General features: G+C 59.4%; 23 protein-coding genes. 16 read left to right on the top strand and 7 right to left on the bottom strand.

The window, feature by feature from the left end:
- Positions 1-91: 91 nt before the first annotated feature.
- The 3 genes from BMZ79_RS21100 (at position 92) to BMZ79_RS21090 (ending at position 4,081) form a co-directional block, all read left to right on the top strand.
- Complete coding sequence (locus BMZ79_RS21100) at positions 92-1,009, top strand: ABC transporter permease (protein WP_090643412.1); 918 nt, start codon at positions 92-94, stop codon at positions 1,007-1,009.
- 22 nt (positions 1,010-1,031) lie between these two features.
- Positions 1,032-1,925: a carbohydrate ABC transporter permease gene (locus tag BMZ79_RS21095; RefSeq protein ID WP_090643409.1), complete on the top strand. Its 894-nt coding sequence runs from the start codon at positions 1,032-1,034 to the stop codon at positions 1,923-1,925.
- Positions 1,926-1,990: 65 nt separating this feature from the next.
- Positions 1,991-4,081 carry a hypothetical protein gene (locus BMZ79_RS21090; RefSeq protein WP_090643406.1) on the top strand — a complete coding sequence of 697 codons (2,091 nt, stop codon included), beginning with the start codon at positions 1,991-1,993 and terminating at the stop codon, positions 4,079-4,081.
- 97 nt (positions 4,082-4,178) lie between these two features.
- Here the strand turns inward: BMZ79_RS21090 and BMZ79_RS21085 are convergent, their stop codons facing one another.
- From BMZ79_RS21085 to BMZ79_RS21060, 5 genes are all read right to left on the bottom strand, one after another.
- Positions 4,179-4,652, bottom strand: coding sequence for a hypothetical protein (locus BMZ79_RS21085; protein WP_256252928.1), 474 nt, complete (start codon positions 4,650-4,652; stop codon positions 4,179-4,181).
- A complete protein-coding gene (locus tag BMZ79_RS21080) occupies positions 4,649-5,437 on the bottom strand; it encodes a hypothetical protein (protein ID WP_090643404.1) in 789 nt (262 codons plus the stop codon). The genes BMZ79_RS21085 and BMZ79_RS21080 overlap by 4 nt, the downstream gene beginning before the upstream one ends.
- A 195-nt stretch (positions 5,438-5,632) precedes the next feature.
- The gene (locus tag BMZ79_RS21070) at positions 5,633-6,532 is read right to left on the bottom strand and encodes an SDR family oxidoreductase (protein WP_090643398.1); all 900 of its coding nucleotides are present in this window, start codon (positions 6,530-6,532) and stop codon (positions 5,633-5,635) included.
- Between the two features lie 13 nt (positions 6,533-6,545).
- On the bottom strand, positions 6,546-8,234 hold the full coding sequence (locus BMZ79_RS21065; RefSeq protein WP_256252927.1) for a thiamine pyrophosphate-binding protein: 1,689 nt from the start codon (positions 8,232-8,234) through the stop codon (positions 6,546-6,548).
- The gene (locus tag BMZ79_RS21060) at positions 8,231-9,349 is read right to left on the bottom strand and encodes a mandelate racemase/muconate lactonizing enzyme family protein (protein ID WP_090643393.1); all 1,119 of its coding nucleotides are present in this window, start codon (positions 9,347-9,349) and stop codon (positions 8,231-8,233) included. Before BMZ79_RS21060 ends, BMZ79_RS21065 begins: the two co-directional genes overlap by 4 nt.
- Before the next feature lie 136 nt (positions 9,350-9,485).
- Between BMZ79_RS21060 and BMZ79_RS21055 the strand changes: the two genes are divergently transcribed.
- From BMZ79_RS21055 to BMZ79_RS21045, 3 genes are read left to right on the top strand one after another with little or no spacing between them, the layout of a single operon-like run.
- Positions 9,486-9,884, top strand: coding sequence for a hypothetical protein (locus tag BMZ79_RS21055; protein ID WP_090643391.1), 399 nt, complete (start codon positions 9,486-9,488; stop codon positions 9,882-9,884).
- A gap of 3 nt (positions 9,885-9,887) precedes the next feature.
- A complete protein-coding gene (locus tag BMZ79_RS21050; RefSeq protein ID WP_090643388.1) occupies positions 9,888-10,484 on the top strand; it encodes a gluconate 2-dehydrogenase subunit 3 family protein in 597 nt (198 codons plus the stop codon).
- Complete coding sequence (locus BMZ79_RS21045) at positions 10,481-12,067, top strand: GMC family oxidoreductase (RefSeq protein ID WP_090643386.1); 1,587 nt, start codon at positions 10,481-10,483, stop codon at positions 12,065-12,067. The genes BMZ79_RS21050 and BMZ79_RS21045 overlap by 4 nt, the downstream gene beginning before the upstream one ends.
- Here the strand turns inward: BMZ79_RS21045 and BMZ79_RS21040 are convergent.
- Entirely contained in the window at positions 12,064-12,567 is a 504-nt protein-coding gene (locus BMZ79_RS21040) for a hypothetical protein (protein WP_090643383.1), read from the bottom strand. The genes BMZ79_RS21045 and BMZ79_RS21040 overlap by 4 nt on opposite strands.
- Positions 12,568-12,792: 225 nt before the next feature.
- Here BMZ79_RS21040 and BMZ79_RS21035 point away from each other — a divergent pair, with 225 nt between their 5' ends.
- The 4 genes from BMZ79_RS21035 (at position 12,793) to BMZ79_RS21020 (ending at position 15,928) form a co-directional block, all read left to right on the top strand.
- Entirely contained in the window at positions 12,793-13,125 is a 333-nt protein-coding gene (locus tag BMZ79_RS21035; protein WP_090643380.1) for a winged helix-turn-helix transcriptional regulator, read from the top strand.
- Between the two features lie 265 nt (positions 13,126-13,390).
- The gene (locus BMZ79_RS21030) at positions 13,391-14,137 is read left to right on the top strand and encodes an NAD(P)-dependent oxidoreductase (protein ID WP_090643378.1); all 747 of its coding nucleotides are present in this window, start codon (positions 13,391-13,393) and stop codon (positions 14,135-14,137) included.
- The gene (locus BMZ79_RS21025) at positions 14,134-14,592 is read left to right on the top strand and encodes a DUF2269 family protein (RefSeq protein WP_090643375.1); all 459 of its coding nucleotides are present in this window, start codon (positions 14,134-14,136) and stop codon (positions 14,590-14,592) included. Before BMZ79_RS21030 ends, BMZ79_RS21025 begins: the two co-directional genes overlap by 4 nt.
- 241 nt (positions 14,593-14,833) lie before the next feature.
- Positions 14,834-15,928 carry a hypothetical protein gene (locus BMZ79_RS21020; RefSeq protein WP_218154746.1) on the top strand — a complete coding sequence of 365 codons (1,095 nt, stop codon included), beginning with the start codon at positions 14,834-14,836 and terminating at the stop codon, positions 15,926-15,928.
- Between the two features lie 116 nt (positions 15,929-16,044).
- Here BMZ79_RS21020 and BMZ79_RS21015 read toward each other — a convergent pair whose 3' ends face one another.
- Positions 16,045-16,899, bottom strand: coding sequence for a dihydrodipicolinate synthase family protein (locus BMZ79_RS21015; RefSeq protein WP_090643369.1), 855 nt, complete (start codon positions 16,897-16,899; stop codon positions 16,045-16,047).
- 358 nt (positions 16,900-17,257) lie between these two features.
- Between BMZ79_RS21015 and cyoA the strand changes: the two genes are divergently transcribed.
- From cyoA to BMZ79_RS20985, 6 genes are all read left to right on the top strand, one after another.
- Positions 17,258-18,205, top strand: a complete 948-nt coding sequence (gene cyoA, locus BMZ79_RS21010) for a ubiquinol oxidase subunit II (protein WP_090643366.1) — start codon at positions 17,258-17,260, stop codon at positions 18,203-18,205.
- A gap of 26 nt (positions 18,206-18,231) precedes the next feature.
- Positions 18,232-20,214, top strand: a complete 1,983-nt coding sequence (locus BMZ79_RS21005) for a cbb3-type cytochrome c oxidase subunit I (protein ID WP_090643364.1) — start codon at positions 18,232-18,234, stop codon at positions 20,212-20,214.
- Positions 20,214-20,822 carry a cytochrome o ubiquinol oxidase subunit III gene (gene cyoC, locus BMZ79_RS21000; RefSeq protein ID WP_090643614.1) on the top strand — a complete coding sequence of 203 codons (609 nt, stop codon included), beginning with the start codon at positions 20,214-20,216 and terminating at the stop codon, positions 20,820-20,822. Before BMZ79_RS21005 ends, cyoC begins: the two co-directional genes overlap by 1 nt.
- A 1-nt stretch (position 20,823) precedes the next feature.
- Complete coding sequence (cyoD, locus tag BMZ79_RS20995; RefSeq protein ID WP_090643361.1) at positions 20,824-21,150, top strand: cytochrome o ubiquinol oxidase subunit IV; 327 nt, start codon at positions 20,824-20,826, stop codon at positions 21,148-21,150.
- Positions 21,151-21,422: 272 nt separating this feature from the next.
- A complete protein-coding gene (locus BMZ79_RS20990) occupies positions 21,423-22,892 on the top strand; it encodes a sensor histidine kinase (RefSeq protein WP_090643360.1) in 1,470 nt (489 codons plus the stop codon).
- Positions 22,893-23,585: a response regulator transcription factor gene (locus BMZ79_RS20985; protein WP_090643357.1), complete on the top strand. Its 693-nt coding sequence runs from the start codon at positions 22,893-22,895 to the stop codon at positions 23,583-23,585. It begins immediately after the preceding gene.
- The last annotated feature ends 81 nt before the right edge of the window (positions 23,586-23,666 follow it).

Raw genomic sequence — 23,666 nt, 5'->3', positions numbered from 1 at the left:
GTTCATACTCATCGTTACTTTCAGGACTGTCTCCGCGCGCGGATGTCGAATACGATGCAGGCAGAGCCTTCGCGAAAGGAGGGAACCGATCATGGGAGTATGGCGCGAGCTCCGCAAGAACAAATGGCTTTACGCCATGGCGCTCCCCGTCGTCATCTACGTGTTCACGTTTTCCTACGTGCCGATGTCGGCCCATCTGCTGGCGTTCAAGCAGTTCATACCCGTAAAAGGGTTGTGGGGCAGCAAGTGGGTCGGACTCGACAATCTCCGGTTTTTTTTCACCGGCCCCGACTGGCTGGGCGTAACGGTGAACACGATCTATCTGAACCTGCTGTTCATGGCAGCCGGCACGGCGTGTTCCTTATGCATCGCGCTGCTGCTGAACGAAATCCGCCATGCGTACTTCAAGAAGGCGACGCAATCCCTGGTCATCTTGCCGCATTTCATCTCCATCGTGGTCGTGAACCTGATGGTCCTGAACTTCTTCAACGGCCAAGACGGCATGATCAATCGGATGTTCGGCCAGTTCGGCGCCGATCCGGTGTATTGGTTCCAGACGCCGGCCGTCTGGCCGGGTCTGCTGACGCTCATCTTCGTCTGGAAAGGCGCGGGATGGGGCTCGATCATCTACTTGGCCACCTTGACCGGCTTCTCGGAGGAATATTACGAAAGCGCGCGAATCGACGGCGCCAATCGCTTGCGGCAGCTCTGGCACATTACGCTTCCCCTGCTGCGGCCGACGATCATCGTGCTTACGCTGCTGGGGCTGGGACGGATCTTTTACGGCGATTTCGGCTTGATCTACGGCATTATCGGCGACAACTCGCTGCTCTTCGATTCGACGGACGTCATCGATACGTATACGTACCGATCGCTCCGGTCGACGAATATGAACAGCTACAGCAATGCCGCCGCGGTCGCGCTGTTTCAATCCGTCATGGGCTTGCTGACGATTCTCTTCTTCAATTGGGTCGTCCGCCGGGTCGACAACGATTCGAAGCTGTTTTAGTTCCGGATAAGGAGGCTTGCCCATGAGGGGGAATCGGTCGCGGCCGGCGAAGCCGCGCGATGCGTCCCAGCTTGCCGTGTCGGCGGTCGCGTACGCGTTCATCGGGGCGTTCGCCTTGCTCTGCTTCATTCCGTTCTGGCTGGTCTATATCGGCTCGTTCACGGCGGAAAGCCAAATCGTGCAAGGGTTCCGCATGTTCCCGACGGCTTTCTCGCTCGATGCCTATCGGTTCCTGTTCGAGGGGAGCCAAGTCTATCGCAGCGGCTTCGTCTCCGTATTCATTACGGTTGCCGGTACGATGGCCGCGGTGCTCATGACGGCGATGTTCGCTTACGTAGCCGCGCATCCGAAGGTCAAATACCGCCATGCGCTGTCCTTCTACATCTATTTCACGATGCTGTTCCCGCCGGGCCTGGTCGGTTATTATTTGCTGATCTCCAACTGGCTCGGCCTGCGGGATTCGCTGCTCGCCTTGCTGCTGCCGCTGTTGTTCTCCGCCTTCAATTCGTTTCTCATGACGTCGTATTTCCGCACGCTGCCGTTTGAACTGAACGAGGCGGCCACGGTGGACGGAGCGCACGAGCTGTACGTTTTTTTCCGGATTATTTGGCCGGTGTCCATGCCCGTGATCGCGACGATCGCGTTGTTCTACGCGCTGTCGTATTGGAACGACTGGTTCAACGCGCTGATGTTCATCGATGATTCGCATCGTCATCCGCTCCAGATGATGCTGCGCAGAATCATATCCAATTCGCAAAACCTGGACTATTTGAACACGAGCGCGAACATTCCCGTCTCCGCAACGGGGGTACAGCTGTCGACGGTGGTCGTCACGATCGGGCCGATGATCTTTTTGTACCCGTGGCTGCAGCGGTATTTCATAAAAGGAATGACGATCGGAGCGGTTAAAGGGTAGGCAAGCGAAAGAGGATTCATTCGTTGATCTTGTTTGGTCTCGGACCATGAGAGGGGGAGTCCGCGATGCGAAGCGGGAAGAAGCGGATTTGGGAATGGGCGGGGAAGCTCCTGTTGGCGCTCGTCCTGTTGGTGCCGGTCGTCACGGTTCATCGGGAATACGCGAAAGCGGAAGGAGAGCCGCTGAAAACCGGAAACTACGTCTATAGTCTGGCTCCGGATGCGGGGCAGCTGCCGGATAAAGGAGCCGCGGGGCTCGTATCCGCGGAGAACGGCGTCATCCTGGACGGCGTGATGACCACGTATGCCGGATGGATGGGAAGCGCGACTTCCGCCGGAACGGTTCAGGTCGTCATCGACCTGCTGAAGGATTATCCGATCGGCGCCATCAACGTCGTCATGAATTCGCCGAACAGTTATTGGGGATTCAAAGAAATCACGGTCAAATACCGGAGCGAAGCGGAGCCGGACGCTTATTATATCGCCGGCAAGTATGCGAGAACGGGCACCGCCCTGAACAACGCGGTCAACCTGCCGATGGACAACAAGGCGGCCCGGTTCATCGTCATCGACATGAAGCGCTCGCAGCCCTATCAGCATATCCCGCTGACGGACGTGCAGATTTATAAAGGGGCGGGCGAAGAAGGCGCGGTGACGAGTCCCGCGTATACGGAGGAGCAGCTGCGGGCCGAGCTGAAGAAGGATGCCTTGATGGCGGATAAGTACGGCCAATGGATCTATGAGACCTGGGACGGCAAGGTGACGTCCGACGACCAGCTCCGGCAGGAATACAAGGCGGAAGCCGGCGCGCTGTCGACCGTGAAGCCGGACCGGAAAAAGTACGACCAATACGGCGGCCTAAGAAGCGGCGGAGCCTATAAAAGCACCGGTTATTTCAGGCTGCAGCAAATCAACGGCAAATGGTGGTTTATTACGCCGGACGGCTACAAATTCATCCTGAAGGGGGTAGACGCGGCGAGCATATGGGAATGGGGATACGGCACGCCGTATCACAAAGCGGACGGCACGCCGAGGCAGGTATTCGAGGCGCTTCCCGATCCCTCCGCGTTTGCCCCGGCCTATGCCAACGACGCGAACGGCGAACGCGTCAGTTTCCTGGTAACGAACGTCATGCGAAAATACGGCGGCGATTTCGAGGCGAAGTGGGAAGACATCACGAGGAAACGGCTGATCGATTGGGGCTTCAACGCCTTCTCGAAGTGGAGCAAGCCGCGATTCATCAATGATTTTCCTTATATCGAGCTGCTTCAGGATCCGATGAATTTAAAGCGCATTCAATGGACCTACGATGTATTCGACCCGCAAGCGCCGTCCATCATCGAAGCGGCGATCGCGCCGCGGCTGATCCAATTGAAGAACGACCGGTGGCTGATCGGCTATACGTACGACAATGAAGCGGGCTGGAACGCCGATATCGTGAAGACCGTCTTGACCTACGGGGCGGATTCGGCGGCCAAAAGCGCGTTCGTCGACCAAATCGCCGCCACATACAATCAGGACATCGCCGCCGTCAACGCGGTTCTCGGCACGAGCGCCGAATCGTTCGACGCGCTGAAGGCGACGTCCATTAATAGCGCGGCCGTGCCGGCGGAGATCGTGTCGGACTATATTCGCCTCGCTTCCCGCACCTACTTCTCGACGATTAAAGGCATTATCGCCAAATACGATCGGCACCATCTGTTCATGGGCGCGTCGATCGTGCCGACCTGGAGAACCAGCCTCGAGTGGGATTCCGCGGCGATGGACTACGTGGACGCGTTCTCGGTCGACAATTATTCGAACGATCCGAACTGGATCGCCCGGTACGAATCCTTCAACAAGCCGCTTCTCAACCTGGAATTCACGTTCAGCCAAGCGGCGCGCGGCATGTCCGCGGTCAACGCGTCGACCGGCGTGTCGAGCGCGGAAGAGCGAGGGCTGGCGTTCGAAGCCTTCGTCGAAGCGCAGGCGGCGAACCCGCTGTTCGTCGGCTCGGGGTGGTTTTCCTATTACGATCAAGCCGTTACCGGCCGGAGAGACAACGAGAATTTCAATCTCGGTCTGGTTAACCAGCAGGATCAACCGTACGCGGACATGACCCAAATCATGAAAACCGTCAATAAAGGCCTGGAAGCGGTTCACGAGAACGGCGGCTAAATGGCGCCGGACATATCGCATCCCCGTAAAAAAGCCCGCGCGAAGCGCGGGCTTTTTTACGGGGATGCGCATCGCGCATCGCGCGACGCTGCCGCGGCTAGAAGTTCGTTACGATGCGCGTTTTGGCAACGCCGATCGCCATGTTCCCCCATAGCGTCTGCTCGACCAAGGCGGATTGTTCATTCGAACACTGTACGATTAATAGGACTTCGCCGTGCTTTTGTTTCACGGTCCGGAGTTTTCTTCGCCGATAAAGGGTCACGAGAAGGTCGATGGCAAACCCGATGGCGAAACCGCCCGCCGATCCGATGAGCCCCCAAATGACGGGGCCCCAGTCCAGAATGAACCCTCTCGCCACCCCGATCGTTCCGCCCATCATGGCGAGGATCAGGCCAAGATCGACCAAGGAGGTTCCGTCCATGCCGTGCATGGTATCCAGCAGCTTGGTATCCAGTTGGCGATTATCGAGCGGGATGGCATAGATCGCGTTGATCTCCTTATCTTTCAGTTCGCTTATCGCAAGCTCGAGATAGTGGGAGTGCTGGAAGGTGGAGAAGATCTGGATGCTCATTCGATTTTTTCTCCTTTATACAGGACGAAATGTTCGGATTGATGGTGCTCTTTCAAAAAATCCGCTTGCTCGCGGTTATAGAGTTTTGATAATTCCACCGCATTCGAGTAGGCGTCGTAGATGCCGTAGAAATAAATCGACGGGAAATAGAGGGACCACTGCTGGTCGATGACGTCCCTGGCTTTCGAGAAGTTGAATAACATGCAGTAGTGAATGCCTTCCACCAAGTTTGAATTCAGGATGACGACGATGGTCATCACCAGCGTCAACATGGCGTTTACGATGCGATGGATGTACATTTGCCCGAGACTCGGGAAGGCCATGGCCCATGCAAACGCGATCCAAGGGTCCTTCTTGCTGAGATATTCGCATCCGAACGGGGTAATCGAGATCGTCGAGAACTTGGCGTTTTCCCGTTTGGCCAACACGTGGATCTTGTTTTCGTCGACGGCCGTCCGGTAGCTGTCCCAGATGGCGAACAGATAAACCGGAATGTAGAGGTAGATGTGCTTTTCGTCCAAAATGGCCTTTGCCCGGTCGAATTGGCCGTTGAACGAATACATCATCGCCGTGTTCAGATGCGTTACTTGATTGATATAAAACTCCCAAAAGAACAAAGCGAAGCCCGTGAAGAATCGATGGACCAAGAAGTGGCCGAAGCCCGGGAAAGCAACGGACCACAAAGCCACGACATGCGGTTTTCGCTGGTGAAGCTGGATGGTGCCGATTACCGTCGTGTAGGCTTGATAATACCGAGTCCGATATTCGCTTCTGAAATTATTCATGGCAGGATGCCGCGCCTTCCCGAGTGAAATCCGTTATGGTATATCTTTCTTTCCAATAAAGCCAACTTTATTCACGTCGGCGGGGCTGGCCGATGCAAGCCGGGAAGGCTCCGAAGGCAAGGCGCAAGCCGAAAGCAAGACGCAAATGAAAAAGCCCGCGGGGTCCGCGGACTTCGATCTTGACGCGATTCAACGCTAGCCGTTCATAATGACGCCGCCGGTGACGTGGATGAACTGGCCGGAGACGAACGACGAATCGTCCGATGCCAGATAGACGTACGCCGGGGCGACCTCGAAGGGCTGGCCCGCGCGCTTCAACGGCGTTTTCTCGCCCCACTTCGCCACCTGGTCGGCGGGAAAGGATGCCGGAATGAGCGGCGTCCAGATCGTGCCGGGCACGACGCCGTTGACGCGAATGCCTTTGCCTTGCAGCGATTTGGAGAGGGAGCGGGTGAAAGCGACGATCGCGCCCTTCGTCGCGGAATAGTCCATCAGCTGCTCGTTGCCCTCATAAGCCGTCAGGGATGCCGCATTGACGATCGCGCCGCCGGCTTTCATATGGGGCAAAGCCGCCTTCGTCAGGTAGAAGACGGCGTAGAAGTTGGTCCGGAACGTTCGCTCCATCTGGGCGGACGTAATGTTCGCCAGATCGGTTTGCACATGCTGTTCCGCCGCGTTGTTGACCAGAATATCGAGCTTGCCGAACCGGTCGATCGTCTGCGCGACCAATTGTCCGCAGAACGTTTCGTTGCCGATGTCGCCGGCGACGGTCAGGCAGCGGCTGCCTTTGCGTTCGACCAGCCGTTTCGTTTCCTCCGCGTCGGCATGCTCGTCCAGGTAGGAGACGACGACATGGGCGCCTTCCTTGGCGAACGCGAGCGCGATGGCTCTGCCTTGGCCGCTGTCGCCGCCGGTGACGATCGCCACTTTGTCCTTCAGTTTCCCGCTGCCGGCATAGCCGGGATCGTCGAAGACGGGCTTTGGATTCATCTCCGACTCGATGCCGGGCTGCCGGTCTTGATGCTGCGCGGGATACGGGGGAGAGGGCGTTAACGGGTTCGGCGCGGATGCTTGCTCGTGCTTCGTCGTTGTCATGGCATGATCTCCTTTAGGATTGAAATTCGGGGAACGGCACGCGCGCCGTAACCGCCTCGAGCAAGAACGGACGGCTGCCGCCCAGGTCATGCGCGAGCGCTTCTTCCAATTGCCGCACACTCGCAACTCGCCGCGCCGCCCAGCCGCAAGCTTCGGCGACCCGTACGAAATCGGGGTTCGTCAGCTCCGTTCCTTCCGGCCGCAGTCCTTGCTGCGCCGTTTTATCCCGCTCCATCTGCAGGCTGTCGTTGCGGAAGACGATGACGCCGATCGCCAGCCTGTATCGGGCGGCGGTCAACAGATCGGCCATCACCATCCCGAGTCCGCCGTCGCCCGTGAGGCACACGACTTGCTTCTCGGGCCGGCTGAGCTTCGCCGCGATGGCGGCGGGCAGGCCGAAGCCCATCGTCCGGAACCGGTTGGAGAGCAGCACCTGCTGCTTCCGCGCGCGGAAGCCCCGCAGGAACCACAAGGTGGCATCGCCTTCGTCCAAGGCGATGACCGCATCCTCGTCGACGGCCCGCTCGACGGCTTGAATGATGCCGGCCGGATGGAGCGGGCTTTCGCGCATGCCCGCTTCCCGTTCATGCTGCGCCTGCCACGTCCGCTTGCAGCGGCGGATCGCTTCCGTCCAGGACGGGTCGGCCGGACAATCGCGCAGCCGCTCGGTCAGTTGCTTCAACACGATGGACGAGTCTCCGACGAGCGCGGCTTCCGCCGGCCGGGAGAGGCCGAGCAGCCCGGGATGCGAGGCGGTCCGAACGACGCGCGCGCCTTGCGGAACGCTGCCTTCGGGCCACCAATCCGACTCCAGGACCAGGACGGCGTCGGCTTGCCGGAACAACTCGCCCAGATGAGGATTGCCGCCTTCTCCCAACCCGTTCAGCAGCAAGGGATGATCGTCCGGCACGATGCCCGCCGCTCCGTACGCGAGCGCGATCCCGCAGCCCCGGGCTTCCGCGAGCTTGAGCAGCGATTCCCGCTCGCGCCGAAGACCGCAGCCGGCGAGGATCATCGGTCTCTTCGCGGCGCGCATCATGCCGGCGGCCCGGTCCAGCGCCGCAGGATCCGGCTGCAGGACGGGCGCGGCCGGGGGCCGCTTGGCCGGAATCGCCGTCGGCCGGCCGAACAGGTCGGCGGGAACCGACAAGTGGGACACGCTCAAGTTCGCGCGCGCGCGGTGCATCGCTTCCGTCAAGCCGGCCATCGCCGCGTCGGGATCGGCGACGAGCCGGCTGTACCCGGTAATCGCCTGCATCAGCGCCTGCTGATCGATGAATTGCTTGGACGGCGTCCCGATCATGGCGAGCGGCGCCTGTCCCGTGATGGCGAGCACCGGCGCGTTGTCCAGATAGGCATCGCCGAGTCCGACCGCCAAGTTCGCCAAGCCGGGCCCCATCTGCGCCACGCAGACGCCGAGCCCGCCCGTCAGCTTCGCCTCCGCGGACGCCATCAGCGCCGCGGCCGATTCATGCTTTACGGCGATGAACGCGATTTGCGCTTGTTCGGCGAGCGCGTCCATCAAGCCGAAGATGGCGTCTCCCGTGACGCCGTAGACGCGTTTCACGCCCCAGAGAGCCAGCTGCTCGAGCATGGCTTCCGCCACGCTGCGGGAATAAGGGGCCGCCGCGCCTGCAGCCGGCGGCGACTTCGCCGCGATGTCGGACATCCTGATCCGCTCCTTCCGTATGCTGTCGTTCATTCGTAACGGCTCCCGTCCCACCGGTAGAAGGCCAGGAGGTCCGTGTCGATCTCGATGCCGATTCCGGTGCCGCCCGGCACGGCGACTTCGCCTCCCGCGGGCCGGAGCGGGACCAGCCGCGTGAACGGATTGTCCATCGCGTCCCACTCCACCGGCTCGATGGCGTCCGGCTGCATCTTGCCGAACGGTTCGAGACAGGCTTGCGCGAACAGCGCGTACAGCCGCGTCAGCGCGCCGTCGAACGCGTGCGGCGTGGCGCGGATGCCGAAGGCCCGGGCCAGGCCCAACGTCTCCCGGTACTCGTCGATGCCCGTGACGTGCAGCGGATCGGGCGTGATGTAATCCAGCGCATGCCGGGCGAGCAGCGGCAGGAAATCCGCCGCCGTTTCGAGGTTCTCGCCGCCGGCAAGGGGGACGGGCAGCCGCTGCCGGAGCAGGGAGTAAGCGGCGGCGTATCTGATCTGCAGCGGTTCCTCGAGCCATAGCAGCCGGGGCATCCGCTCCAGCAGGGGCCGCCAGGCGAGAGCCGCCGCCGCGTCATAGCTTTGATTCGCATCCAGGGCGAGCCGCGGGTCCCCGGACAGCGCAGCCTGAACGGCGGCGATATGCCGTTGATCTTCATCGACGGATTTTCCGCCGATCTTGACCTTGAACGCGTCGAAGCCGGCGGCGGCCGCCTGCTCGACGGCCGCGACGGATCGCTTCTGCCAGTCCGCGCCAGCCGAATAGGACTGAAACGACGCGTAGACGGGGACCTTGTCGCGGAATCGGCCGCCCCATGCATCGCAGAGATTCATTCCGGCCCGGAGCGCCGCGATTTCGGATAACGCCATGCCGACCGCCGAGGCGGCGCGGGCATGGTGCTTTTTCACCGTTCGGACCAGCTTCCTCCGATCGTTGGCGGGCTGCCCGATCAGCTCGGGGATGATCCGGTCATGGAAGCCTTTGTGCAGCGTCTCCAGCGCGTCCGCGCATTCGCCCCAGCCGCTGACGCCGTCATCCGTCTCGATCCGGATCAGGTAGGTGGACCGAAACGTCTTCAACCCGTTGGCGTCGCCGTAAGGCGCGGGGAGACGATACAGGAGCGGATAGGTGTCTACGGTACGAATCTTCACTTTTAGGCGCCGCCTTCCGTTTACGTGCTGAGGTTAGTATGGCAGTCCTCCCGGCTTTTATGTCGAATACTGGATAATCGCTTCGGGCGCCGGAGACGATAACGGCATACAACATTTGCCGAAACGGGGTTGAAGCATGTATTGGGATCACTGGTCGCTGAATCGCGTGTTGATTTTGTTCGTCGGTCTTGCTTTTCTGTTGATTGGCATTCAGGTGACGCTGTACCACTATCGCCAAAATTTTCATAACAAGGCGATGTGGATGCCGGTAATCGCGTCTCCGATTTTCTTCGCGGCGGGCGTCATCCTCGTCTGGTACAACGCGGCGTGGCTGCATACGCTGTTCATCGCGCTGATGTGGATCGGCGCCGTCGACGGCCTAATCGGCTTGTATTTCCACGTACGCGGCGTGGGGATCCGGGTCGGCGGCTTCGCGCTGCGCAATTTCATGACCGGTCCGCCGGTCATCCTGCCGATGGTGTTCACGGCGATCGCCGTGCTTGGCCTGATCGCGGCATATTGGAAGGGGATGTAAGACGTGACGCAGAAGACGCATTATCCGTCCTTCAACGTGATGGACGAGGAGGATGCCTGGGACGACCATACGCAGGAGATCGTGCAATCGCGGCTGTCGGCGACGCCGCGGCATCAGGCGCTCAGCCGTCAAGAAGCGGACCTGCTCGGGGCCATATGCGCCCGGCTTCTGGACGACGACAAGCCTGCCGTGCTGCGCTTCGTGCTGCGGCATTTCGATCAGACGCTTCATTCGTCGCCGGGAGAAGGCCAGCGCAAAGCCGGGGTGCCGGAAGGGAAGACGCTGATCCGCCAAGGCTTGCGGGCGGTCGAGCAGAGCGCGAAGGCGGCGCATGCGTCTTCTTTCGCGAAGCTCGGTTCCGATCAACAGCGGAAGCTGCTCGAGGAGATCGGCGCGGGGACGGCGCGGCCGCAGGAGGCTTGGGCCGGCGTCCCTCAGCAGCCGTTCTTCCAGAAGCTCCTGACGTTGACGGTCGAATCGTACTGCTCGCATCCGGAGGTCTGGTCCGAGATCGGTTATGCCGGTCCGGCTTACCCGCGCGGCTACGTGCGGACGCAGCTCGGCCACTTGGATCCATGGGAGGCGAAGGCGGAACAATGAACAGAAAATACGCGAACGTAGAAGTCGATGCGGTCATCGTCGGCGCCGGAGCGGCCGGAGGCGTAGTGGCCAAGGAGCTGAGCGAAGCCGGCATGAGCGTCGTCGTCCTGGACGCCGGCCCGTTCCTGGATCCGCAGAAGGATTTCGCCAGCGACGAGCTGGCCATGCAGTCGCTCGGCTGGCAGGATACCCGGATCGTGGACGGCAGCGACCCGCTTACGCTGGGACATAACAATTCCGGCCGCGGCATCGGGGGAGGAACGACGCATTTTACCGGCGTCTTCCTTCGCTTTCACGACGTCGATTTCAAAGGACGGACCATGGAAGGCACCGGCGAGGACTGGCCGATCGCGTACGGGGATCTCGAGCCGTATTATGCGCGGAACGAGCGGGAAATCGCCGTTTCGGGGCCGAAGCGCTTCCCTTGGGGGAATTACGGAGGCCCTTACCCGTACCCCGAGCGGGAGCCGCTCAGTCCGAACGCGTATCTGTTCATGAACGGCTGCGACAAGCTCGGCATTCGCTCCGCCGTCGCGCCGCTTGCCATCCTGTCCGCGCCGTTCGAAGGACGCCCGCCCTGCATCAATCGGGGGTTCTGCAACCAGGGCTGCATGCCGAACGCCAAATTCAGCACCTTGATCGTGCACATCCCGAAGGCGATCCAAGCCGGCGCGGAGGTGCTGCCGGACTGCATGGTGACGCGCATTGTCATGGGAAGCGACGGAAGGGCCAAGGGCGTCGCGTTCGTGCATGACGGCACCGAGTACGAGCAGAAGGCGAAGCTCGTCATTCTAAGCGCGTTCGTGGTCGAAACGCCGAGATTGCTGCTGAATTCGGCCACGTCGGCATTTCCGGACGGGCTCGCGAACAGCAGCGGGATGGTCGGCCGGTCGATCATGGTCCACAGCAGCAACGACGTCTATGCGAGATTCGATAAGGAAATCCGGTTGTACAAGGGGACGCCGGTGCTGGCGACGACGCAGGATTTCTACCGGACGGACCCGAACCGTCCGTTCGTCCGCGGGTATACGCTGCACGCCCACGGGGCCAGGCCGGTCGAGTTCGCGAAGGGGATATCGAAGGCGCAGGGAGGACCCGTGTGGGGGGAACGGTTCCGCGACGCCCTGCTTCACTATAACTACTACGGGCGGGTGACGCTGGTCGGGGAAGTGCTGCCGAACGCGGACAATCGCGTGACGTTGACCGCCGAGACCGACGAGTACGGGCTGCCGCGAGCCAAGGTCACCTTCGGCTACGGGGACAACGACAACCGGTTGATCGACCATGCCGTTCGCACGATGCGCGCCATTCTGGAAGCGGAGGGCGGCAAGCCGGAGTTCGTCGTTCCGGATACCGCGCATATGATGGGCGGCTGCCGAATGGGGGACGACCCCGCGGCCTCGGTGGTCAATTCCTACGGGCAAACGCACGACATCGACAATTTGTTCATCTGCGACGCGAGCACCTTCGTCACTTCCGGCGCGGGAAACCCGACGAATACCGTCATGGCGCTGGCGCTGCGCACGGCGGAACATATCATCGAGAAAGCGCGCAAACAAGAACTGCAGGCAAGCCGGGCTTAACCGGCTTGCCTGCGGTTCTTCACGATCATCCGGTAAGCGTACCGGTCGGCCTCTTCCTCGAAGGCGAGATCCCGGTACGCGGGCGAAGGCGACGACGCGGCTTCGGCCGCGAGCCGTCTATGCGCGGCGACGTGCCGCTTCAGCCCGTGCAGATCGGCGCTGCCGATATAGGGCATAATCTCCAGCAGATGAGCGGCTTCGTGATAGAGGATGAAGTAAGGCAGCATCGTCTTCTTAAGGGAATACCGGCTAAGCACCTGCCGTTCGTTGGCGGTTAGATAGCCGTCGTACGGGAGTTGAATCATGATTTTGGCGCGGCGGAGCCTGCGGCCGACGGTCATGCTCCCCCCGAAGAACGGCCCCCAGCGCACGTGAACGGAGCAAGCGATCGACGGACCGAATTCGGCTGCGATTTCGCGCAGGCTTTCTTGGAGCCGACGGTTCCATATGCGCAGTTTAAGCCGCTTGACGCGCCAATGCCGCAATAGGGAGTTCTGCATCGCGATCACCTCTTCTTCACTTTACAAGCTTGCTAGAAGGGGCTCAACAGGAGAATGCTGTCAGTCCGATGCCGGTTCGGATGGCAAGCGCCGCAGCCCCGCGGATCGGCTATCGGGCTCGCGCAGCTCGGTTTCGAGGATTGACGCGGTTGCTTGCGCTGCCGTAAAATTTCGGTATGGCAATTTCAGGATATGCACTTCCTTAAGCAAGGGGATGACGGAACCATGGATCATCAGCGCGAATGTCCGGTCGAGACGCTCATTCAGGTGTTGGGCGGCAAGTGGAAACCCATGATTTTGTGGCAATTGATCGAGTCCAAGAAGCGGTTCAACGATCTGGAGAAGCTGATTCCCGGCGTCACGCAAAAGATGCTTTCGCAGCATCTCCGGGACTTGGAACGAGAAGGCATCGTCGATCGAACGGTCTATCCGTCCGTTCCTCCGAAAGTCGAATATTCCCTTAGCGATTACGGCAAAACCTTGATTCCCGTCGCGGAAGTCATGTGCGCGTGGGGAGAAATCCACAATAAGCGCAAATACGAAGAATCGGCGTCGTAAGTCCGGTTCCCTGAACGTGTCCGGGAACGCGAACGATTCCCTGCCAATGCTGCCTCGGAATTCCGGGCAGCTTTTTTCTTTGGCGCCAAACCGTCTGCCGTCGTTCTCCGTCCGCCGTTCTCCGCGCGACGATCGCGGCTCCCGCTCCGGCAGGCTTACTTTTAAGTAAGTCCCCTACTTTAAAGTGCGTTCTTACCGGCATGGCGAAGGGATGTTAAGCTGGAGTCAACCAAATAGAGGGGCCATTCAAAAGGAGGAACGAAACATGAAAATCATGGTGTTCGGAGCGACGGGGAATACGGGAAGAAGAGTGCTGGCGCAAGGGTTGCAATCGGGGCATGAAATGACCGCTTTCGTGCGAAATCCGCAGAAGCTGCGCGATCAACTCGGCGAGCATGCCGCAGGGCGGGTGCGGGTGATCGCGGCCGATATGACGGATCCGGCGAGCGTCGGCGCGGCGCTCGCGCAGCAGGACGCCGCCATTCTGGCGGCCGGCCATGCGGGGCAGGGGGAGGAATTCGTTCGCATCGTCGATACCGTGATCAGCCAATGCGAGAGCCAGCCCCGTTTCTCCGGGCGGGTGTGGATGATGGGCGGCGCCGGGCTGCTGGATATTCCCCATACCGCGCTGATCGGCAACAATTTGCCCGGTTTCCCGCCCGAGTTTCAAACGCACAACCGGAATTTCGAACGGCTGCAGCGCTCTGCGCTCGATTGGTCCGTGATGTGTCCGGGAACCATGACGGAATCGAGGGAGCATCCGGAGCCGGTTCGTCTGCAGGTCGCGACGGACATCCTGCCCGTTCCGGTTCCGGAGGCGATCGGGGCCTGTTCCGAAGCGGAGATTGCCGGTCACTTGTTCAGCCGGCTGCATGAGCTGAACGTTGCGTACGACGACGTCGCCTCATGGATGCTGGACCATCTTGAGCTCGGCGGCCCGTTCAAGCGGAAAAGGGTCGGTCTGGCGTATCGACGCACGGCGCCGGCGCTCCGAGGGGATGGGGAAGCATGAGTTGGTTTGGCTTGCTGCTCGTCGCGCACGTCTTGGCCGCGATCGCCATCATCGGTCCTGCTTTCATGATGCCCCTCATTCGAAGATCCGCCGGCACCGTCGGGCAGCTGCGCTTTGCGTTCGGCATCACGGCCCGGCTTGCCGTTCTGCCTAAGCTCGGCGGATTCGTGCTTCTCATAACCGGCGTATGGCTGATGATCCTGACCAGGGCCGGCTTATCGCAAATGTGGCTGAATGCCGCCATCCTGCTATCGCTGCTCATGGTCGTCCTGATCGACGGTTGGATCGAGCCGCGCCTGAAAAAGATCATGAAGCTCATCGCGGAACGTCAAGACGGGGGCAGCGAACTCCCCGCCGAGCTCGGACCGCTGATCAAACGGATCGTCCCCGTCGAAACGGCGTCGCAGCTGCTGATGATCGCCATCTTGGCGCTTATGGTGCTGAAGCCCTTTTAATCATGTTTCAGTCAATCGCGGTCTGCGGGCAACCCAAGTCAATATTCCCGGCATGAAGCAGGAACGGGACAGTTCGTAGCGTTTTTTTGTACTCTTGTGGGCATCTAGTCCAATCGATTTAACCATTTTATGTAAAATATTTGGTGAATGGGTAGGAGGGCGTATTAGGAAATTTAGTAGAATTCTAAATTGCCAAATTATGCTAGATTTATACTAGATCGTCCATGGGAGGGAAAACATGATGAAACGCCGATTGGTGCTGCTGGCTGCGGGCTTGATGCTCTTCATGCTGGTTCTGCCCGTCCAAGCAAACGCCGCGAGCAAGCAGCTGCTTTACCAGTTTGACGGAGCCATCTCCGACTTCGACCAGACCCGCATCGTTTGGAAGGCAACCGGCAATAAGGTGCTGTGGTTGTACAACCGTACGAACAAGAGCGAAGCAAAGGTGTATGATGCCGCGGGGACCGACGCCGTCGTCAGTCAAGCGAAATTAACCGCCGAAGGCGTCGTGTATACCTTCACGGACCCAAAGTCCCGCAAAGCGGTCACGGAGTATTGGAAGGACGGCGAGGCACGGCAGCTTGCCGATGCGAGTTTTACCGCAATCAAAGGGAATTACGCGTTGTTTGCCGATCGGGTCGTGGATATCGCGACCGGGCAGTCCCGTCCGCTCGGTCCTTCCGATACGGATGTCTCGCCGGACGGCGCCATCGTTTATTCGACGATCGGCGATCTGTACGAGCAGCTCCCGGGCGGCACGCCGACGAAGCTGGCATCGCGATCGCCAAGCCTCGTCTCGCAGTGGTATCATGCGAATTTAGGGTTATATCAGCCTGTAACGGACGGAACGAACATCGTCTTCCGCGAACTCATGCTGATTGATAATTACCGCTATCTGAAATGGGTGACGCGATTGATCGGCCCGGATGGCAAGCGTACCACCTTAGCCATTAACCCCTGGCCGGCAGCGGTCGACTATGACGTCAATAACGGCTGGATTGCTTATACCAAGTATGAAAAGGACAAAGACAGCTGGATCCTGTACGTTCGCTCGCCGGAGGGCGTGGATAAGCCGGTGTTCGCAGCCACTTGGTGGTCTCCTACGGATCTGCCCCTCAGCATCGATAAGACGTGGCCGGACGGATCGGTCACCTACACCTATAACAGACATACGTACATCTATTTCAAGCAAGCGGATAAAATCATAGAAGTTACCGGCGTGTGGTCGCAATTCCAATACCGGGAGCATGTCTTCGGCGGTCCGAACGAGACGCAGTATCGGTATGGCGTATGGTACCGGCTAGCCGGCGGTTCGCTGTTCGAAAGCCGGGTCTGAACCTCGAATCGGGATGCGAACGTTCAAGGCAAGGCGCTTGCAATGGACGTGCGGCAAGAACTTCATGCCATGAAAGCCGCGGCTGCCGCGGATTTTATGCATGGAACCGAGCTCGGTCAAGGTCGTTTGTCCGAGCTAACGCATCCCATCGTTCTCCCGGGCAATCGCATCCGATCCGAACGAATGTGCCCGCGCTCGGCCAATAACCATTTTAACGGTCCGGGATGCGGTTCCGAATGGACAAATCGAATCAGCGGAAGCAATTGTTCGAAGCTCCGAAGCGCGGCATCGATTTGTCCGTCCCGGAACAGCGCGTGCACGTGAACGAATTGTTCGGTATCCACATTCGCGCTGGCCAAGATTCCCCCTTTTCCCCCGTAACACATCGCGCCGAAGAACAGCTTGTCCGCTCCGCACAAGATCGGCTTGGCCAACGTCCGGGCCAACGTTAGGAAGCGCGCGATACTCCCCGAGCTCTCCTTCAAACCGACGATGCCCTCCAAGTCCATAAGTGCTTGAATCGTTTCAACGTTCAACGATCTCCCCGTTCCGAACGGGGGGTCGCAGAGAATGATCGGAAGCCCGGCGCGAGCCGCTTCGCGAACATGCCGGGCGACGGCTTGCGGCGATGGGCGAAAGCCGCGCGGAGGTTGGACGAGCGCGGCATCGGCGCCGAGCGACTTGGCCCGCGCGATCGTTTTCGCCGTTTCGGCCGCAGGGCCGGAACCCGCATCGACAAGCAGAGGGAGGTCCCCGGCGACGCCGCGCGCCGTTTCGATCAGCGCGTCCAATTCGCCGGCGTGAGCGGCCGGCGCTTCTCCGAGGGTATCGTTGAGCACGAGCCCGTGCACGCCTTTGCGCACCAGACGGTCAACCAACGCTTCGAAGGACTTCACGTCCAATCGGCCAAGGGAATCAAAAGGCGTCACGACGGGAACGAATACGCCGCCTAAAGCGCGTTCCGCAAGCATAGGTTCCATTCCTTTCCCGAGATGATGGTTTCGTTCAGCGAGATCGCGGACGGCCTCTTCATTGAACGAGATGTCCATGACTATAAATCGAATCTCCGCGAAAGGAACCATCCACTTGACGAGTCCGGCAAGCAACCCATTGAGATTTTAAAATCGGCATTCGTGCAGGGATCGCAGCCGCGCTGCGGTCTTTTTACGTTCTACCCCGCCGCGAATGATGTCCAAATCGTGTGCAAATCGTTGCAATCCCTTGAACATGGTCGGGGTTTCGAACGCGCAAGCGGATGGTGACGACGTACATGCCGTCCTATAAAGTGGACCTTGGCATATGCAAGACGGATACAAGGAGTTGATGAAGATGAACGTTCCCAAATTATGGCGCCGGTTTTGTTTGCTATCCATGGCGGCGGTCATGCTGCTCGTCTCGGCCGGCTGCTCGAACGCCGGCGTGCTCGACCCCAAAGGGCCGATCGCGGAACGGCAGCGGGATCTGATGTACCTGTCGACGGCGCTATGCGCGATTGTCATCGTTCCCGTGCTCGTTCTTTCGGCGATCATTATTTGGCGCTATCGGGACAGAACGGACCGCAAAGCGGCTTATGCGCCGAATTGGGCGCACAGCGCGAAGCTGGAGACGGTGTGGTGGGGGATTCCCGTTATCGTCATCGTGGCGATCGCGGTCGTGACCGCGCGGGCAACCTACGCGCTTGAGCCGTCCAAGCCGATCAAGTCCGATGCGGCGCCGTTGACGGTGCAAGTGACTTCCCTCGATTGGAAATGGCTGTTCCAATATCCCGGGCAGGGGATCGCGGCCGTGAACGAGCTGAAAATTCCGCAGGGCGTGCCGGTCCGGTTCGAAATCACGGCCGATTCTCCGATGAATTCGTTCTGGATTCCCCAGCTCGGCGGTCAAATTTACGCGATGTCGGGGATGGCCATGACGCTTTATTTGCAGGCCGACGAGGTGGGGACGTACGCGGGGTCCGGCGCTAATTTTACCGGTACCGGCTTCGCGAAGATGTCCTTTGACGTGGAGGCCGTCACGCCGGAGCGGTTCAGCCAATGGGTGAGCGAGGTGAAGGCGGAATCGCCGGCGCTGACGCAGACAGGGTACGAACAGCTCGCCAAGCCCGCTTCGTCGGAGGCGCTGACGTATTCTTCCTTTCCCGAAGGGCTCTTCGACAAGATCGTGAAGAAGTACGCCGCTCATTCGCACGGCATGTCCGCTATTCCGGAGCAAGGCGATAAGGGCGGCCATGATATGCCGGCCATGCCCGATATGCCGGCCATGCCGATCGACAACTAGAGATCGCGGAAAGGAGCAAGGCAATCATGCTCGATGCTATAACAAGCTTCGCCGGCCGTTTTTTCGTTACGGGAGATCCGTTGATTTACGGCGCGGACGCGGCTATCGTACTGACGCTCGTCACCCTCGCATTCGTACTGACCTATTTCAAAAGATGGGGGTGGTTGTGGCGGGAATGGCTGACCACGGTCGATCATAAAAAAGTCGGCATCCTGTATATCATGGCGGCGTTCCTCATGCTGTTCCGCGGCGGCGTGGACGCCATCATGATGCGGGCGCAGCTGGCGGTACCGGAACTGCAATTCCTGCAGCCCGACCATTACAACGGCATCTTCACCACGCACGGCGTGATTATGATTCTGTTCATGGCCATGCCGTTCATGTTCGGGCTGTTCAACGTGACGGTGCCGCTGCAGATCGGGGCGCGCGACGTCGCGTACCCGTTCCTCAATTCGCTCAGCTTCTGGCTGTTCTTCGCGGGCGCCATGCTGTTCAATCTGAGCTTCGTGATCGGCGGTTCGCCGGATTCGGGATGGCTCGCCTATCCGCCGTATTCCGAGCTGATGTACAACCCCGGGGTCGGCCAGGATTTCTATATCTGGGGGATTCAGATTTCCGGCATCGGCAGCTTGATGACCGGCATCAACTTCATCGTCACGATTCTGAAGATGCGCGCGCCCGGCATGAAGCTCATGCGCATGCCGATGTTCTCGTGGTCGGTGCTGTCGAGCTGCATCGCGATCATTTTCTCGTTCCCCGTCTTGACGGCCACGCTGGCGCTGCTCTTCCTGGATCGGTACGCCGGCGCGCACTTCTTCACGCTGGACGGCGGCGGGAATCCGATGATGTACATCAATCTGATCTGGATGTGGGGGCATCCCGAGGTCTATATTATCGTGCTGCCGGCCTTCGGGATCTTCTCCGAGGTGGCGGCGACCTTCTCCCGGAAGAAGCTGTTCGGCTACAAGTCGATGGTCTACGCCATGCTCATCATCAGCATCCTGTCGTTCCTCGTGTGGGCGCATCATTTCTTCACGATGGGCTCGGGCGCGGACGTCAACGCCTTCTTCGCCTTGACGACCATGATCATCGCCATCCCGACCGGGGTGAAAATCTTCAACTGGCTGTTCACCATGTTCCGGGGCAAAATCACGTTCGAAACCCCGATGCTGTGGACGATCGGCTTCATTCCCTGCTTCGTGATCGGAGGCATGACCGGGGTGCTGCTCTCGGTGGCGCCCGCGGACTTTCAATATCACAACAGCTATTTTCTGATCGCGCATTTCCATCAGGTGATCATCGGCGGCGTCGTGTTCGGCTATTTTGCCGGGTTATATTACTGGTGGCCGAAGCTGTTCGGCTTCAAGCTGAACGAGCGCATCGGCAAATGGGCGTTCTGGTTCTGGAACATCGGCTTCTACGTCTGCTTCATGCCGCAATACGCGCTCGGGCTGATGGGGATGACGAGGCGGCTCGTCACCTACGGCTGGGACAAAGGCTGGTGGGCGCTTAACCTGGTATCCTCGCTCGGCGCCGGTCTGATGGGGATCGCCTTCTTATTTCAAGTGTGGCAAATCGCGCACGGTATCCGGCATTTCCGGAGCAACCTCGACGCGACGGGCGATCCTTGGAACGGCCGCACGCTGGAGTGGTCGATTCCTTCGCCTGCGCCGGCCTACAATTTCGCGGCGCTTCCGCAAGCATCCCGGCTCGACGAGTGGTGGGAAGCCAAGCAGGACCGGGAACAAGGCATCTCCGGTGCCGCCGCTTCCCCGAAGCTGGAGCCGATTCATATGCCCCGCAATTCCGGCATTCCGATCGTCATGGCAGGCTGCTGGTTCTTGGCCGGCTTCGGCTTCGTGTTCCATTGGCTGTGGCTGATCATACCGGGATTGGCGGGCGTCGCGGCCTGCACGCTGGCCCATTCCTTCAACTACGATACCGACTATTATATCCCGGTCGAGGAGATACGACGCACGGAAGCGGCCGCAAGGAAGGTGAACCCATGATGACCAACGAGCTGTCCGGACACGGGACCGCCGGGCACCACGAGCATCCGGACGCGGAGGAGCTGCGCGCGTTCGGGTTCTGGATTTATCTCATGACGGATATTATGATTTTCGGCACGTTCTTCGCCGCCTATATCGTGCTGCGAAACAGCACCGCCGGCGGTCCTGGACCTGCCGAGCTATTCGAGCTGGGCGGCGTGATCGCCAGCACCTTTATCCTGCTCACGAGCAGTTATACATGCGGTTTGGCGGTTCTGGCCATGCAAAAGGGAAAGGTACGGGCTTTGATCGGGTGGCTCGGCGTCACGGCATTGCTGGGCGCCGCGTTTATCGGACTCGAGGTCAAAGAATTCGCCCATTTCGCGAACGAAGGGGCCACGATGGGCGCCAGCGCTTTCTTGTCGGCCTTCTTCACCCTGGTGGGGACCCACGGCATCCATGTCACCATCGGCTTGGGCTGGATGATCGCGTTGACGGTGCAGCTGGCGAAGAAGGGGATTACCCCTGTAACGAGGCGCAAAGTGCAAGTGGTCAGTCTGTTCTGGCACTTCCTGGACGTCGTCTGGATCTTCGTCTTCACCGTTGTCTATTTAATGGGGGTGAACTAGGATGGCGTCGATGGAATCGGCTCATTCGCAAGGGGACGCGCACGGCTCCTTGCGCTCGTATACGGTCGGCTTTCTATGCTCCATCGTGCTGACCGTTATTCCGGCAGCCATCGTCATGGGCGGCTGGTTGGACGGCAGTTCGACAACCTATTCGCTGATGGCGGCCGCCGTCCTGCAATTGGCCGTGCAGCTGTTGTTCTTCATGCATTTGCGGGAAGAGAAGAAGCCGCGCTACAATTTGCTTGCCCTGATTCTCGGGCTGGTGATCTTGATCGTGATCGTCGCGGGATCGATGTGGGTGATGATGTACAACACGGTGGCGTCATGAATCACGCGCTTGACCGAAGCTTAAGCATGAACGGGAAGGTTGGCCTGAATCGCGGCCAGCCTTCTTTTCGTTTATTTTTGCATCAAGAAGTGGGGACAATGAATCCGGGAGAGGAAGTTCATACAAATTTAAGAACCTGTTCACCAATCCTTTAGAAGCAGCGGTTATGCTGGAATAGACCGGACCGATTCCGGCATCCGGTCGCGAGCGAACCGTTATACATACGGCTTGCATTGATCGCGGCGCGGCGCGCGGAGGAGAAGAAGTACGGTATGTCCATTCGATTGAAGCTGCTCCTGTCCTATGCGGCGATGCTCGTCATCCCGCTCGTGTCCATCATGCTGATCTCGTTGTTGATGGTGATCTTCTTCCAAGGCGATCTGCAGAATATCAAAAGCTTGTACGAGTCCACGGAAGATCGATTCGACTATGACCGCGTGGAGCATATCGCGAAAGAAATCAAACGTTCGGTCCAGCGGCAGCCCGAGTTATTGACGGACCAAGCCTACCTGGACGAAATGACGGCCGAGTTGAAAGCAAGAGACGCCGGTTTGGCCGTTCGGCTGGACGGGGCGCTCGTGTATCAGTCCGCGGACGTCCGGCAGGTCCCCGAATTGACCGCGGGGCTTCCGCCTTTCAAGAAGCCCGACGCCGCGAGCCAATATCCGGCGGTCAAAATCGCGAACGCGAACTATTTGTACCTGCAGTTCGATTTCGATGATCGGACGGCCAAGCAGGGCACGGTCTTCATCATCTCGAAGATCGATCCCGTGACTTATTTCATCCGCAAATATTTTCCGACGCTGTTTATCTCCTTGCTGTTCGTGCTCGTCTTGACGCATCTCTTGCTCACGACCTTCATGTCCAGGCGGATCATTCGTCCGCTTCAAGCGCTGCGGAACGCCGCGAGAGAGATCAAGGAAGGCAACCTGGATTTTCGGCTTCGCGTGGCAGGGAAGGACGAAATCGGTCAATTAGGCGTCGCGTTCGAGGAGATGCGTTCGCGTTTGCAGCAGTCCATTGAACGGCAAGCGCAGTACGAGGAGAATCGAAAAACGCTGATCGCGAATATCTCCCATGACCTGAAGACGCCGCTCACGGCCATCAAGGGCTACGTGGACGGGATCGTGGAAGGGGTGGCGGACACGCCCGAAAAGAGCGCGAAGTACATGCGGACCATCGCCGCTAAGGCAGACGAACTGGACGTTCTGATTAACGAACTCTTCTTATATTCCAAGCTCGACTTAAATCGCGAGCCGTTTCGTTTCGAAGCGGTCCGCCTCGAGCCGTATCTTCGCGATTGGTCGGACGAATTGCAATTCGAGTTGGAGAAACGGCGGATCGGGTATACCGCCGCTATCGCGCTTGACCCGGAGACGGTCGTTTCGCTGGACTGGGACCATTTCAAACGGGTGCTGAACAATATCATTCAAAACAGCGTGCGGTATTCGGACAAGGCCGAACCGGCCATCGCGCTGTCAGCCGCTCGCGACGGCCAGGAAGTCGTGATCCGCATTGCCGACAACGGGATCGGAATCGAGCCGGAGGCGCTCACTCATATTTTCGAACGATTCTACCGGGCCGAGGAGTCGCGAAACGCGGATACGGGCGGCAGCGGGCTTGGGCTTGCGATCGCCAAGCAGATCATGGAGGGGCATGGCGGCACGATCTCGGCGGTCAGCCGGCCGAACGAAGGAACGACCGTGACGCTTCGCATTCCCGTATGGCATGGAGGGGAATAGATGACTACGAAAACGATTTTGCTCATCGAAGATGACGTCTCGATCTCGGAGCTGCAGAAGGATTACTTGGAGATCAGCGGGTTCAACGTCGACATTGCCGCCGATGGCGAGTCCGGCCTGAGCAAGAGTCTGTCGGGCAAATACGACCTGGTGATCTTGGACGTCATGCTGCCGAAGAAGAACGGGTTTGAAGTATGCAAGGGCATTCGGGAGAAGAGGGATATTCCCATCCTCATGGTGACTTCCCGAAGCGAGGACATCGACGTGATCCGCGGTCTCGGCCTCGGAGCGGACGATTATATCGCCAAACCGTTCAAGCCTGCCGAATTAGTGGCCAGAGTCAAGGCGCACCTGGCGCGGTACGATCGGTTGACCGGCGCGAAGAGCGCCAAGAACGACGTACACATCCGCGGGCTGCGGATCGAACCGGACACGCGGAAAGTGTTCGTGAACGAGACGGAGACCGCGCTGACCACCAAAGAATTCGACCTGCTCTACGTACTCGCGAGCAATCCCGGCCGCGTATTTACCAAGGAGCATTTGTTCGAACGGATATGGGATATCGGAGCGAAAGGCGATATGCAGACGATTACCGTGCATATTCGGAAGATTCGCGAGAAAATCGAGCAGGATCCCGCCAATCCGACCTACATCGAGACGGTCTGGGGCACCGGATATCGATTCAAAGACTGAATGAGGTGCAGCGCGAATATCCGCCAGCAAGTTCCAATGAAAGCCGCTTTCCGGTCGAAGACCCGGAAGGCGGCTTTTTCT

Origin of the sequence: Paenibacillus sp. UNC496MF, from assembly GCF_900113915.1 — a bacterium.
Lineage (GTDB): Bacteria > Bacillota > Bacilli > Paenibacillales > Paenibacillaceae > Paenibacillus_Z > Paenibacillus_Z artemisiicola.
The sequence above is the reverse complement of the archived record's forward strand: the minus strand, read 5'-3'. Positions and strand labels throughout refer to the sequence as shown.

What these genes read in the sequence shown, in the direction of transcription:
- BMZ79_RS21100 (WP_090643412.1), top strand. Translation starts at nt 92, where the DNA reads ATGGGAGTATGGCGCGAGCTCCGCAAGAACAAATGGCTTTACGCCATG.
- BMZ79_RS21095 (WP_090643409.1), top strand. Translation starts at nt 1,032, where the DNA reads ATGAGGGGGAATCGGTCGCGGCCGGCGAAGCCGCGCGATGCGTCCCAG.
- BMZ79_RS21090 (WP_090643406.1), top strand. Translation starts at nt 1,991, where the DNA reads ATGCGAAGCGGGAAGAAGCGGATTTGGGAATGGGCGGGGAAGCTCCTG.
- BMZ79_RS21085 (WP_256252928.1), bottom strand. Translation starts at nt 4,652, where the DNA reads ATGAGCATCCAGATCTTCTCCACCTTCCAGCACTCCCACTATCTCGAG.
- BMZ79_RS21080 (WP_090643404.1), bottom strand. Translation starts at nt 5,437, where the DNA reads ATGAATAATTTCAGAAGCGAATATCGGACTCGGTATTATCAAGCCTAC.
- BMZ79_RS21070 (WP_090643398.1), bottom strand. Translation starts at nt 6,532, where the DNA reads ATGACAACGACGAAGCACGAGCAAGCATCCGCGCCGAACCCGTTAACG.
- BMZ79_RS21065 (WP_256252927.1), bottom strand. Translation starts at nt 8,234, where the DNA reads ATGAACGACAGCATACGGAAGGAGCGGATCAGGATGTCCGACATCGCG.
- BMZ79_RS21055 (WP_090643391.1), top strand. Translation starts at nt 9,486, where the DNA reads ATGTATTGGGATCACTGGTCGCTGAATCGCGTGTTGATTTTGTTCGTC.
- BMZ79_RS21045 (WP_090643386.1), top strand. Translation starts at nt 10,481, where the DNA reads ATGAACAGAAAATACGCGAACGTAGAAGTCGATGCGGTCATCGTCGGC.
- BMZ79_RS21040 (WP_090643383.1), bottom strand. Translation starts at nt 12,567, where the DNA reads ATGCAGAACTCCCTATTGCGGCATTGGCGCGTCAAGCGGCTTAAACTG.
- BMZ79_RS21035 (WP_090643380.1), top strand. Translation starts at nt 12,793, where the DNA reads ATGGATCATCAGCGCGAATGTCCGGTCGAGACGCTCATTCAGGTGTTG.
- BMZ79_RS21030 (WP_090643378.1), top strand. Translation starts at nt 13,391, where the DNA reads ATGAAAATCATGGTGTTCGGAGCGACGGGGAATACGGGAAGAAGAGTG.
- BMZ79_RS21025 (WP_090643375.1), top strand. Translation starts at nt 14,134, where the DNA reads ATGAGTTGGTTTGGCTTGCTGCTCGTCGCGCACGTCTTGGCCGCGATC.
- BMZ79_RS21020 (WP_218154746.1), top strand. Translation starts at nt 14,834, where the DNA reads ATGAAACGCCGATTGGTGCTGCTGGCTGCGGGCTTGATGCTCTTCATG.
- BMZ79_RS21015 (WP_090643369.1), bottom strand. Translation starts at nt 16,899, where the DNA reads ATGCTTGCGGAACGCGCTTTAGGCGGCGTATTCGTTCCCGTCGTGACG.
- cyoA (WP_090643366.1), top strand. Translation starts at nt 17,258, where the DNA reads ATGAACGTTCCCAAATTATGGCGCCGGTTTTGTTTGCTATCCATGGCG.
- BMZ79_RS21005 (WP_090643364.1), top strand. Translation starts at nt 18,232, where the DNA reads ATGCTCGATGCTATAACAAGCTTCGCCGGCCGTTTTTTCGTTACGGGA.
- cyoC (WP_090643614.1), top strand. Translation starts at nt 20,214, where the DNA reads ATGACCAACGAGCTGTCCGGACACGGGACCGCCGGGCACCACGAGCAT.
- cyoD (WP_090643361.1), top strand. Translation starts at nt 20,824, where the DNA reads ATGGCGTCGATGGAATCGGCTCATTCGCAAGGGGACGCGCACGGCTCC.
- BMZ79_RS20990 (WP_090643360.1), top strand. Translation starts at nt 21,423, where the DNA reads ATGTCCATTCGATTGAAGCTGCTCCTGTCCTATGCGGCGATGCTCGTC.
- BMZ79_RS20985 (WP_090643357.1), top strand. Translation starts at nt 22,893, where the DNA reads ATGACTACGAAAACGATTTTGCTCATCGAAGATGACGTCTCGATCTCG.